A 12,610-nucleotide genomic window follows, 5' to 3' on the forward strand; every position below is an offset into this window, starting at 1 on the left:
CAAAACATCATGAGTGAATTAGCTAAAGAATACCCTTTTATCCACCTTTACGCCCAGCAAAAATCACGCCAGCCCGTAATCATCAAAGCGAATACTGAAGGTTTGTGTGTGCTGCTGAATGCCATAGTTGCCGCAATTGCCTACCAAGAGAACAACGGTATAGCTGAGGTTTTCGACGGCGATGCCGAAGTTTATGAAGTAGTCGTGAGACTTGTTAATACTCACGATGAACTAGCTCCATTACCTTATCAAATTGAAAAACAATGAACCTCTCAAATCTTCTCTCCACGCTCGATTCACAAATTCCCATCGCTGCGGTTGATGTTCTGTCTCCTGATGAAGCGACGATTATTCAATGGCTGACTGCTGAAGCTAACAATAAGCTTTCATGTCCAGTGTTCTTCTGGAATCTGGGAGTATCAACCTTGGAGCAGTGTTTAATCGCAGCAGATGGGGGATTGATGTTTAAACCAGTTGCAGAGTATAAGAAACCACAACACGCTGACCCATTGTTATATGTGTTTGATTACATTGCGAATTTTAGCGGAAATGGTGTATTTATTCTCGGAGATATTCACCCCTTTATTGCTAAGAACTCACCCCAATTAAGTTGGGAGATTTTATCCAAAGTTAAAAACCTTTACCACAGGTTAAAACCTACAGATAAACGCATTGTCTTGTTGGATCAGAACATACAACTACACGAATCTCTAGTCAGATTGATTCCTTATTGTGAAGTCCCTTTACCTAGTATTGACCAAATACTTGAGCATATCACTTCTTATTTGCATGACTTACAACAGTCTGCTATTGAACAGGAATTGACTTTCACTATTACGCTAGAAAATACTGAATTTGAAACTCTTTCTCGTGCAGCGCTGGGTTTAACTTTAGAAGAAATTAGTGATTTCCTTCGGTTAACAGTCAAAGAAAACTTAACTAATGATGGTGTCCTCGTTGACGCTGATTTTATCCCCAAAGCCGTCGAGTACAAAACTCGGCTACTGTCTCAAATGGGTATCGAGTTGGGTAAGCCAGCTACCATTCCTTTTGGCGGTTTGGATCTACTGCGTGAGTGGCTGACTCGGCGGCGGCGACTATTCACACAAGAGGCACGAAGTCTTAGCTTACCCCAACCAAAAGGTGTGTTGCTGGCTGGCCCACCCGGAACAGGAAAATCTAACTGTGCCAAAAACATTGCAACTATACTGAATTTACCACTCCTACAGCTAGACATTGCATCCCTGTTGGGCAGTCTGGTCGGTGAGTCTGAAGGGAATGTCAGACGGGCTTTGAAAACGGCAGAAGCGATCGCACCCTGCGTCCTGTGGATTGACGAAATAGAAAAAGCCCTCTCCGGTAGTGGCGATACAAGTGGAGTCAGTCAAAGGATTCTAGGCAATATCCTCACGTTTATGTCGGAATCAACCAGTGGCGTGTTTGTCGTGGCAACTTGTAATGACCCATCTGCGTTACCAAGTGAACTAAAACGGAAAGGCCGCTTCGATGAAAATTTCTTTGTTGATCTTCCCACGGAGCCTGAGCGAGTCCAGATTCTGGGGATTCATCTACAACGCTTTGGCATTCACCTGGAATCGGAGTATTTGGAGGCGATCGCAGCCTCGACCGCGAAGTTTTCAGGGGCAGAACTGGAAACCCTTGCTTCGGAAGCTGCTCTGCTGGCATTCGATGAGGGTAGACCGCAGCAGGTAACGCTTGCTGATCTGGAAACCTGCCGCCAAACCATTACCCCGCTTGCGATTCAGGACGCTGCGGCAGTCGAGCGGATGCAGTCCTGGGCGGCTACCGCACGACGCGCTAGTAGTCCTGTGGTTGCAGCGAAAACTCAGTCTTTGCGTGCTGCTAAGTTTCGGAATATGAACTGATGAGAAAGCGATTGCCTCCTGATTCTATGGGGGCGATCGCTCTTTTAGGTTTGTAGCGATCGCGTTCACTATATCTATCTCAGATGGGGCAATGCCCTGAAGTTAGGAAATTGACAGGGTAAGAAAGATGGAAATCTATTTAGTCTTTGTTGACGCAATTCAAAACAGCAATAAATTCTGGGCGGCCATTGTCGAAGATGGTAATTTAACAGTGCAGTGGGGCAGAGTCGGCTATCAAGCGCAGACTAAAGTCCACACATTAGGCAATCATCAGAGAGCGGTTAGTAAATTCAACAATCTAGTAGCAGAAAAGAAAGCCAAAGGCTACAGCGAAAGTCAGCCAGAGATTGATGCTAGCCGCAGTGTTGCAGATATTAGACGAGCTATTCAATTGTTGAATATTCTCCGTCCGGCTGTTGCTCTCCAGAATTTTGGTGATACCTACATATCTGCTCTTAATGAATATCTCAAAATTGTCCCACACCTTTGGGGATGCAGATAAATTATCACAGAGTTTATCGCACAGTAGCAGATATTAACTATCAGCAAGAATTACTCAATTCTCTGTTAACGACACCTGCACCACAAGTTGCTGCTGTGGCTGTTGGTCATGCCCCTGAAGCAACAACAGAAACGGCAGTTGTCAGCCTCAAGACTATCAGCAAGAACTTCTGGCGACATTTGTAAGGTTCGAGAGTGTGATTAGCGAAAAACTGGTCACACTTTAATTTTTTTGCAATCACATCCCTAGTGTTGGCTGGCGGAACTGAAGCATTTAAAAAGCTAATCGACCATCCTTTGGCTAATATTCTGTTAGCTTCAATCGAGGCCTGGCAGGAGGCAGAGTAGTTGATTGATGTATCTGCCTACTATTAGTTTCTTGAATGAAACTTTTCCATCCAGGTTACAAAGAAACTTCTTTCAAAAATGCAGGCTCAACTTCCCACCACTTTTGAGTAAAAGGTTGGCGACGTGTATTAGTTCCACAATGAATTTCTCCTCGTCCGAGGAAATATGGCTCCCAATCATCGAGAAAATGACAAACTAAACCCAAGGGTTCTAAAACTTCTTTAACATAAGCTTCAAATTGGCATTGATTATTAATCTTAGGCCCAAAAGGTTTAGGAATACCAAGATGCTGCTTCAAAACTATCATGTTGACCATGTTAGGGGAAAAAGTTTCTGCTCGTCCATCTTTATCATTTTCAAACAAAGCAGGTAGTTCGATAATATCTTCTTCACTTAAATCTAATTCTTGTTTTAAAACCTCTCGATTCCAATTAATGTATCCTTGAAAGCGATGATTATGCTCATTTAATTTTTCATTATCTAGGACATCTGACACACTAATATCAGCTGGCCCACTAGAAAATCGTTTTCCTTGCCGTAATAATACATGAGCATGACCTTCTTCTCGTAACCGTTTGAGAATGTTATAAAATTGTTCAGTACTAGCTAAAAGTAGTTTAAAACCTTTAGAGGTAGGAGCAGGAACAAAAGTCATAAACTCATCAATATGTCCTACACTCAACCAATCAGAAAAAATTTCAAAAGGTGCTTGAATTTCTTGAGCGTAAAGAAAATCTCGTAACACCTTTAACATTCGACGCGGCTGTGGGATAATTTGTTTGCGAGTTCCTCCAAAAATCAGACGACCAAAGGGATAATGAACGCCTTTAATGGTTACTGGTGGAGAAACTTCTAAATTGCCAAAAGAGTCTAATTTTGTAGCCTCATAGCGGCTTTTGCGAGTTACATAACCAAAGTCAATGCCTAAAAGTTTGGTTTTGGGGAAGTCAACTAATCCTCGATCACGGGGAGAATCAAACACCACATACATTAGATGTCCTGGAGATTGAGTATAACCAATCTCAATCTCGTCTTGCATCCAACGGTCATCCTGATGAAATTCAAAAGGAATAATATCTAGCTGCGCGTTAGCTTTTCCAACAACTTTTCTCAGTTCCTCAATAAATTCCTTGTTAACTCCATTTGATAACCGAGAAACAAAGACTGCGATCGGGGATAAAGTATTCGGAGTCATAATCCAAGGTGCGACTCTGAAGATAACTCGATCGCTGTAGAGAGATTTTTCATCTTTTACTAGACTTAAAGTAATCTCAACTATGCCAGGAAAATCAAAATCAGGATAACTTAATCCCTCAATAGCCAAAAGAATATCTCGGTCGGTATCCCTAATTTTTGCGTTTGTTCTTCCTGGGCCAATTAGCTCATAACCATTTCTATCTAATTCATCATAGATACGAATCCTTTTGGCTGTGTCTTTGTTAACTGTCAAGTAGAGTTCGTATCCAGAAGGCAAATCTCTCAAACCAGCGTTACGCACAATTATAAAGCTAAAATCTTTTAGATCGAGCAGACTTTTGATTAACCTTTCTTCGCTATCATTTTCCTGATTTGAATAAACAATATCGCGATCGCTATTCACTAATAAAACTGCACCATGACCATTAATGCCCCACTTCCAATCAGCTTTTTGGGGATTATCTTCGTCAACAACTCCATCCCGATCTGCATCAATATCTAGACAAACCCGAACAACAGTTAGCTTCAGTTGTACAAGACTTAGCTGACGACCATTATTATCTTGAAAACTGATTTGCAAAGAACGGTCTTTGATTTGATCGCTGAAGGTTCTTGACAAGAGATTAATTTCTGGAAATTGTTCCAAATAAAGAGGGGTTTGTGTAGAAACTATTTGGTCAGCACTAGTAAATAGTTCAACTTCTCCACTAGTATTTAAAATTACAAGTTTAGTTTGGGGAGGAGCTAGTTTTTTTAAAGACATTTGTACTGGCTGACCGAGAATTAGAACATCTTCATAATTTTGGCTTCTTTCTTTAGAAGCTGAACGACGCTCATCAAATCTTTCAGCTTCTAATAACTTTCTCATAACCATAATGACCATCTAGCTTAATCTATTTTTACTATTTTCTTTATCCTATAACTATTATTAAAGATTGATAATAATTTAATTAATAAATATTCCTGATACCTCAACCCACTTTTGTAACTTCCCGGAACTACAAATTTAACTGAAATTATGAGAATGTTGGCAGGCAAAGCGACTTATGACTTTAAAAATTCCCTATTTGGTAAAAGTTTAATTAATGCAGGGCAGAAAGGTAGAAACAGTTAATACAGACAAAATAGGTGTTAGTATTCACAACAATAACGCTTAAGAACGCTCATGTCCAAGGTTTCCAGATCATGGAAAATCATAAAGAGAAATCCAAATGAACTACGACATCAAAGACAAAACCATTTTGGTTACAGGCGCGAATCGCGGCATTGGCAAGGCAATAGTTGAGTCGTTTATTGAACACGGAGCCGCCAAAGTCTACGCGGCTGTTCGTCAGCTCAACAGTGTCTCCTCATTGGTTGAACAATACGGTTTACGGGTAGTACCAATTCAGGTTGATTTAGGTGATCCCCAATCTATTGTTGCTGCTGCTCAAACTGCCCCAGATGTGCAAGTGGTTATCAATAATGCAGGAGTCTTTCAAGCTGGAACTCCTTTAGCTGAGAATGCGATCGCCGCTCTCGAATTTCAGATGAACATCAATGTATATGGATTGATCTACATGGCTCAGGCGTTTGCCCCGATACTCAAAGCTAATGGAGGTGGTGTCTTTGCCCAAATCAATTCCAGTTGTAAATGCTCGTGATAAGCAAACATATTTTGGTGCTATAGATTACAAAACCCACGAATTTATAACTTACGCAGCGAAAAAAGGAGACTTCCAAAACACGATAAATTTCTTGGAATATCTTCAATCACAGCGTCCAGGAGCTAATATGCATAATAATTTGGGATGGAGCTTCTTATCATCGTTCTAATGCAATTCAAGACTATTTAGATTCTTTGAATCGTCAGCTTGAGCAAGAACAATGGTTGATAACTTGTAAACGATTTGCCCCAAATGCTCCACAACAAAATCCCGTAGAAGATATTTGGTTACAAGCGAAAAAATTGGTTAGAGAGTTTTATTTTTTCTGCCATTCTTTTTCTGTAGTTAAAGCATTATTTGAGCTAGCCGTCGATGGTCAAATTTTTGACTTTCCTAAGCTGAATGAGTACGGTAATTTCTCACAAATGATTTAGGATTGCTATAGTAAGCTTTTCCTATCTAAAAATTTTTTGGGGCAACCCTCACCGTTACCCTAATTTTCACAGCACCTACAAAAAATAGCGATCGCTCTTACTCCTTGACTCCTTAATCGAATAAATGCCTGTAATCATTACAGAGCATAGCTTAAAGCTTTTCTTAGCGCCATTCGGTTCTGGAATCATGTCACTTAGAAATTCATATTGGGCGAGGGTCAAATTGCTGGGGTATGCTTTACTCATGTTGTTCTCTCGTGCTGTCTACTTTCTATTCACAGCGTATGCTGAGATGAGCTTTTTTACAACCTGTTAGACTTTTCAAACAACCTCTTAAAACATCCTCTTATCTCTCCATTAGACTTTATTTCTGATTCACTAACTAAAGTGTAAAAAAACCATCCTCTAACATTTCCTGCAAACTTAAATTGAAGGCAGTACAAATAAGCTCTAGGTCTTCTTGCGTGTGGGCTGCGCTCAACATTAAGGTATGGAGTTCGGGCATATAAATGCCGTGTTTACGCATATAGTATGCTAAAGCAAGATTAACTTTAAAATTACTACCAGCTTGCTTTTCTCGGAAGTAAGTAGCGTTTTTATGACTAAATGTCAAAGAAAAAATCGAACGATTTGCTTTTACTTGGATTGGTACACCGTGAGAGTGACCAATTTCTAGGAGTTTTTGGGCAAGCCAATTAGTGTTATTGTCAAGTTTTACATATATTTCTGGATGTTCTTTGAGATAAGTTAATGTAGCTGTTCCGGCAAGACAAGTCATTGAGTTTCCACTCATCGTTCCGCCAACAAAAGCTTTTTTTTCATAGTCAGAGAAGGGATCTTGAGAGCTTTTACCAATGTCAATCAGGTTCTTTTTACCAACAACTGCACCACAGGGAAGTCCTCCTCCGATTACTTTACCTAAGCAAGTCAAATCAGGAAAAATTCCTGCAAGGTTTTGTACGCCGCCATAGGCTACCCGAAATCCCGAAACAACTTCATCAAAAATTAGAGGAATGTCTAACTCTGTACATATTGCTCTCAGTTTTGTCAGAAAATTAACGTCGTAATTAGCTAGTAACGAAGGCATTGGTTCGCAAATAACGCAGGCTAACTCAGATGCTTCTGAGCGCAATCGCTCTAAACCTTCAATGTAACCGTATTGCAAAACAAGAGTATTTTTGACTGTAGCACTGTCAGTTCCTTGAGTTCCAGCAATCGGCTGAGGATTGAACTTTTCACCTGTAAAGCGAAACCAGGAACTAATCATTCCTTGATCTGAAAATCCGTGATAGTGTCCCTCAAACTTCGCTACTCGATCTTTCTTTCTGTAAGCCCGGCACAGACGGATTGCTTGTAAAATGGATTCTGTTCCAGAGTTGGAGAGGATTGCTTTCTCAGCACCCGGTAAAGCCTCAACAAGTATTTCGGCTAGTTCTAATTCCGCTTCATGCCCAATTGCGTTGACAAAACCGTTGGCAATAGCTTCAGAAATTGCTTGGTTAATGACAGGATGGGCATAGCCTAAGAGATGAGGACCATAACCGCATGATATGTCTACGAAAACATTACCATCAAAGTCTTCAATTTTGCTTTTATCAGCCTTTTTAACAAATACTGGATAAGTGCTGGGGAAAAAATATCGGTTAATGTGGGTAGGTGCGACTAAGGAATTATCGGCGCGATCGCGCATTGCTAAAGAGGAAGGAGCCGTTTGTTGAAAATAAATATCAAAAGTTTCTTTGACTTTTGGATTCATATAAGGAGAGTAACGGTCTGTAAACTTACGTGCATTTTCCCAGATTTCAATATTGGGATCGATTTGACTTGCAAAGCCTTCACAAGATAAAAAGACCAACTCAACTTTTGTAAAATTAGTTGTGTACCGTGCGCGATACTTACGCAATACCTTGCTAACATCTTGAAAATAACTAACTGTTGACCATTGCGTCGTACTGATATCAAAATGATATTGTAAAACGTTTTGAATTTCTTGCGCGTACTGATTCCAGTTTTGATTAATGTAGTCTTTATCTGTGACAAAGTGCTGAGTAAAACGCTCTACAGCTACATCCCATTCTTTGCGAGTACAAGCGTAGTAAAAAGATGATAAACCCCATTTTTCATCTTCGTTTAGTTGAACAGTAATGCCATAGTCTAGGAGGATAATCGAGCCATCTTTTGTAAAAAAGATATTTCCAGGATGGGGATCACCATGACATAACCCATGCATATAAAGCATAGTATAAATAGTATCTTGAAACCTTTGAGCGAGAAGATTGCGTTTTAATTCAACTTTGTAAACATCTTTTCCTGGGATTCCCTCCATAAACTCCATAAACAATAAGTTAGAAGTTGAAAGGTCTTTAATAATCGCCGGAACCCTGATATAAGGATGATCTTTAAAGTTGTTATATACTAATTCCTGATTTTGAGCCTCCTGTTTCATGTCTGCTTGAATAATCAGCAAAGTTCTTAATTCTTGCAGACGCTTTGGTAAACCTAGTTCTCGTACAGATGGAACTACAGAATCAAGGATGTCAACAAATAACTGGATAATATCCAGATTTTGTTTAAGTTGATTACGAACATTTTTTTTAACAACTTTAACAGCGACTTTTTGTCCAGTTAATAAGGTGGCTCTATGAACTTGAGCAATCGAACCACTAGCTATTGGCTGAAAAGAAAATTCACTAAAAACGTTTTCAAATGCTAGAGGCAAATCTTTGGTGATAATTTTCCTCGTATCAGCCTCATCCATATAAGGTACATTATCTTGCAGTTCTCGTAATATTTGTACCCAATTTGGTGGAATCAAATCGGAACGTGTTGCTAAAATTTGTCCAATTTTGATGTAGACAGGTCCCATGTAGAGGAGATAGCGGTAAATCCATTGGCCTTGTTTTGAGATTCGCTCTTCTTTATTTGTACCTACAGTAGTAAGAAAATATCCACAAAGGTAAAAGAAAGTTACACTAACAAACTTGAAAAGTTGCAACAACATTAACTGTTAAACCTCTTGTTAATTAATCATTTGTTATTTTAAAGAAAATATGAGGAGCTAGATAAATGGGATACCCCTTTTATTAACCCCTTAATTAATAGATATTTCCGAAAACAGCCAAAGCCTCTTTGTGGCTAGCTTATAAGCTGTGTTTTCCAATTTGGAGATATCTAATAAATGAAAGAATAGGCACAAAAAGACATACCTGCACTACCAACCCAACCAGCAATCCGATCTCCCCGTTTAATCTGTCCTGCCTCAATGGCTGAAGCGATGCCTGTGGGTACAGAAGCAGAGACTAGATTTCCATAAGTTGGATAAATATGCCAAAGGAGATGTTTGATGTTTAATGCTTCGGCAACTTTGTCCCACTCTCTTTTTGAGGATGCATGGGGGAAAATTGCACGAACTTCATCAATCGGAGCTTTTAAACATTTAAAGATATCGATGATCTCCTGGTATCCATTGGCGTGCAACTCAACTCCAAAAGAGGTAAATTTGTTAATGCCATTTAAGCCAATACGCCCAGAAGGTGTGCAATAACCTTCGTATCCATCTAAAGGTACGTTGCACAAATCTGCCAGGTCTGGACGAGATTTAAAGTGAAATTCCCATTCTCGATCTGGATCGTAGGAAACAATTGTTGCTGTCGCTGCTTCTCCCAAAGTATAAGCTGGAAAAGACCATTCAATAGCTTCAATATTCGGCAGTTGGAAAACACTAGGAAAAACTGCTCCACCGAAACGCATATTACACTCGGCGTTAACTATTAAAGCTCGTTTGTAACGACCGATTTGAAGTAATGAATAGACTATATTCAACACACGAGTCCAACTCATACAAGCATCGAGGATATCAAAACACTCTGCGTGTTGCAAACCAAGACTAGCTGCAACGTGGTAGGCTGCTGCTGGTTCTATAAATCCTCGACCAATACCTGTATAGATCAGTAAATCTATGTCATCTTTGTCGCAGTTTGCCTCAATAATTGCTTCTTGAAAAGCACGAGCTACTAAATCAATTGGCTTTTCGTTTTTGTCTAACCAGTAACGGATATCTGAACCTGAATAGCGAAGGAAAAAATTTATTTTACTTAAAGCTGCCTTTAAATCTCCTGCAAAGATTGGTTGGCTATATTCCTCAATCAATGCCAAAATATCATCATTTGTCAGTTTCTTTGTTGGCAAAGCAGCCTTGATTGCTTCAATTTTCATGTGATTTTATGGGAAAAAGACAACATTTTTTGCTCATCGGAGGTTATGGTTTTGCCTAATAACTTCCTTAAATAAACAGGAGGGGGAAAGGATTTATAGAAGCCCACTATGATGTAACTTTAGAGACAAAAACAGAATTTTGAGGTTGAGAAATTTGCTTGGCTAAAGCATCAATTGATGGAGAATCCCACAACCAATCAGGGACAATTGAATAGCCAAGCCAAGTTTCTAAATCCCCATGTAAATTCATACTATCCAAGGAACTAAGACCGTAGTAAGTAAGAGATTGATTGGGATCAATTTCTTTTATATCTAAGTTTTTCTCTTTGGCAATCCACGAAATCAGCCAATCCTGAGTCCCTGATTTGATGATATTGGATAAGTTATTTGGCATGGAAAATTGACCTTCATTTATTACTTTTTCGTTTGACTGAACTTTCCACTCTTGAACTACATCTAATTGGTTATTTAAAAACTGAGTGTGACAAGCCTTACGTTGAATTTTGCCACTAGAGGTTTTAGGAATACTACCTGTTTTTAGCAGTAATACAGCATATATCTCTAATTCATGTTCTTGAGATACTGCTTTGCGTATAGCTTGAATTACTTCATCAGCGTCCAGCTTCCGCAGGTAACTACGCTCGATTTCACAAACAATAACAAGTCTTTCTTGCTCATTCTCATCAATGGCAAAGGCTGCGCTATATCCCGAACGTAAACCGGCGTGACTTTGTTCTGCTGTTAGCTCGATATCCTGAGGATAATGATTGCTACCTCGGATGACGATTAAATCCTTAATTCGACCTGTGATAAATAACTCGCCATCTTTGACAAAACCCAAATCACCTGTTCGCAATAAGGGTCCCTCTTCATTATCAGTTAGATAAGCTCTAAATGTGCGCTGAGTTTCTTCAATTCGTCCCCAATATCCTTGAGCAATACTAGGGCCTGATACCCAAATTTCACCAACTTGACCGGATGGAGATTGAGTGAGAGATTCAGGATTTACAATGACAACTTTTGAGTTTAATACAGTACTACCACATCCAACTAATGTCCTTGTAAATGCTTCGTCAGATGATGCTTCGACAATTAAATTGTTTGTCAGTGAATCTGCTCGAACAGTTAAAATTGTTGGTGAGTTCTTCTTTCTTGCAGATGACACTTTGAGTGTTGCCTCTGCTAGTCCGTAACCTGGGTAGAAAGTACTCCAACGGAAACCATAAGGTGCAAAAACATGATAAAAATTTTCTAATGTCTGCTTTCTGACTGGTTCTGCACCATTTACAGCTATCTCCCAACGACTCAGGTCTAGATTTTCACGTTGTTCTGGTTTGATTTTGTCAGCACATAAATCATAAGCAAAATTTGGTGCGCCACTGTGAGTAGCTTTGTAGTCGGAGATTGCTTTTAGCCATCGAATTGGTTTTTGAGTAAATGAGGCCGGTGACATAAATATACATGGGAACCCATTGTAAATTGGTTGAATCACCCCGTATATTTGTCCAAAATCATGAAAGTGAGGTAACCATGATACGAGAACACTATCAGCCCCTGTTCTCCATGAAATGGCTATTTCTGCTGAGTTCTCTAAAGCATTCTCATGACTAATCATTACACCTTTAGGTGTTGAAGTAGAACCAGATGTGTATTGAAGATAAGCAATAGAAACACTTCTGACTGATTTTGACTCCCATTGTTCAGCTAAATTTTCATCAATTTCGTCAGTTGCTAACCATTGTAGTTTTTTTAAATCAGGAGCATGATTTAATAATGTTTGTATATTAATGAGAGAACGACTATTTGTCAGAGCAATTTGTGCTTGAGAATCCTCCATAATTGACTGAATCCGGGACATCTTTCGGTTGTTTCTCGGCGAATAAAGAGGAATCGCAATTAATTCTGCGTAAAGACATCCAAAAAAGGCTGCTATATAATCAAGTCCTGGCGGGTAGAGTAATAAAATCCTCTCTCCTGGAGTTGATATATTCTGCAAATATACAGCAATACTTCTAGCTTTAGCATCTAGTTGCTGATAAGTTAAAGTTGTCTTTAGTTCTTCTTGCTCTTCTAAATACGTAAAAGCAGTTTGATTTGGTTGATGTAAAGCTCGATAGCGTAAAATATCAACCAAATTAGAGAAGTTGTTGTTGATACAAATGCTATTTGTAAGTGTTGTAATTATCTGATTCATTGGAATTATTTTAGAGTGAGTAGTTGTGTATCGGCTCAATAAGTCGGGGTAGCGAATAAAAATAAGAAGACTTGTTCAATACGTCTGCCAATTTACGAGGGTTCAACGCCGGTGGAAACGGGATGAATACGTCCTAAAGCAGTAAGCTTGGCAAAAATCTTGGTTAATAAAATAGGCTCAGGGATTTCG

10 protein-coding genes and 1 pseudogene are annotated in these 12,610 nt (G+C 39.4%); 6 read left to right on the top strand and 5 right to left on the bottom strand.

Going from position 1 to position 12,610, the window contains the following annotated elements:
• The first annotated feature begins 9 nt into the window (after positions 1-9).
• The 4 genes from H6G97_RS26905 (at position 10) to H6G97_RS55490 (ending at position 2,573) form a co-directional block, all read left to right on the top strand.
• Positions 10-267: a hypothetical protein gene (locus H6G97_RS26905; RefSeq protein ID WP_190943640.1), complete on the top strand. Its 258-nt coding sequence runs from the start codon at positions 10-12 to the stop codon at positions 265-267.
• Entirely contained in the window at positions 264-1,886 is a 1,623-nt protein-coding gene (locus H6G97_RS26910) for an AAA family ATPase (RefSeq protein ID WP_190943641.1), read from the top strand. Before H6G97_RS26905 ends, H6G97_RS26910 begins: the two co-directional genes overlap by 4 nt.
• Positions 1,887-2,013: 127 nt before the next feature.
• Positions 2,014-2,388 carry a WGR domain-containing protein gene (locus H6G97_RS26915; protein WP_338421853.1) on the top strand — a complete coding sequence of 125 codons (375 nt, stop codon included), beginning with the start codon at positions 2,014-2,016 and terminating at the stop codon, positions 2,386-2,388.
• Complete coding sequence (locus tag H6G97_RS55490) at positions 2,379-2,573, top strand: hypothetical protein (RefSeq protein WP_338421854.1); 195 nt, start codon at positions 2,379-2,381, stop codon at positions 2,571-2,573. Before H6G97_RS26915 ends, H6G97_RS55490 begins: the two co-directional genes overlap by 10 nt.
• Positions 2,574-2,790: 217 nt before the next feature.
• Here the strand turns inward: H6G97_RS55490 and H6G97_RS26920 are convergent, their stop codons facing one another.
• Positions 2,791-4,806 (bottom strand): protein-arginine deiminase family protein, encoded by a 2,016-nt coding sequence (locus H6G97_RS26920; protein ID WP_242055267.1) that lies wholly within the window; start codon positions 4,804-4,806, stop codon positions 2,791-2,793.
• 337 nt (positions 4,807-5,143) lie between these two features.
• On the opposite strand from H6G97_RS26920, the gene H6G97_RS26925 reads away from it, so the two are divergent.
• On the top strand, positions 5,144-5,575 hold the full coding sequence (locus H6G97_RS26925; RefSeq protein WP_242055269.1) for an SDR family NAD(P)-dependent oxidoreductase: 432 nt from the start codon (positions 5,144-5,146) through the stop codon (positions 5,573-5,575).
• Positions 5,550-6,012 (top strand): annotated as a pseudogene (locus H6G97_RS26930) (transposase); the annotation flags it as partial. The gene H6G97_RS26925 and the pseudogene H6G97_RS26930, both read left to right, overlap by 26 nt.
• A 75-nt stretch (positions 6,013-6,087) precedes the next feature.
• Here H6G97_RS26930 and H6G97_RS52945 read toward each other — a convergent pair.
• From H6G97_RS52945 to H6G97_RS26950, 4 genes are all read right to left on the bottom strand, one after another.
• Positions 6,088-6,258: a hypothetical protein gene (locus H6G97_RS52945; protein ID WP_242055271.1), complete on the bottom strand. Its 171-nt coding sequence runs from the start codon at positions 6,256-6,258 to the stop codon at positions 6,088-6,090.
• 136 nt (positions 6,259-6,394) lie between these two features.
• Complete coding sequence (locus H6G97_RS26940) at positions 6,395-9,013, bottom strand: aminotransferase class III-fold pyridoxal phosphate-dependent enzyme (protein WP_190943642.1); 2,619 nt, start codon at positions 9,011-9,013, stop codon at positions 6,395-6,397.
• 170 nt (positions 9,014-9,183) lie between these two features.
• A complete protein-coding gene (locus tag H6G97_RS26945) occupies positions 9,184-10,227 on the bottom strand; it encodes a 3-oxoacyl-[acyl-carrier-protein] synthase III C-terminal domain-containing protein (RefSeq protein ID WP_190943643.1) in 1,044 nt (347 codons plus the stop codon).
• A gap of 106 nt (positions 10,228-10,333) precedes the next feature.
• Positions 10,334-12,421 carry an AMP-binding protein gene (locus H6G97_RS26950; RefSeq protein WP_190943644.1) on the bottom strand — a complete coding sequence of 696 codons (2,088 nt, stop codon included), beginning with the start codon at positions 12,419-12,421 and terminating at the stop codon, positions 10,334-10,336.
• Between the last annotated feature and the right edge of the window lie 189 nt (positions 12,422-12,610).

This window comes from Nostoc flagelliforme FACHB-838 (assembly GCF_014698065.1).
GTDB classification, from domain to species: Bacteria; Cyanobacteriota; Cyanobacteriia; order Cyanobacteriales; family Nostocaceae; genus Nostoc; species Nostoc flagelliforme_B.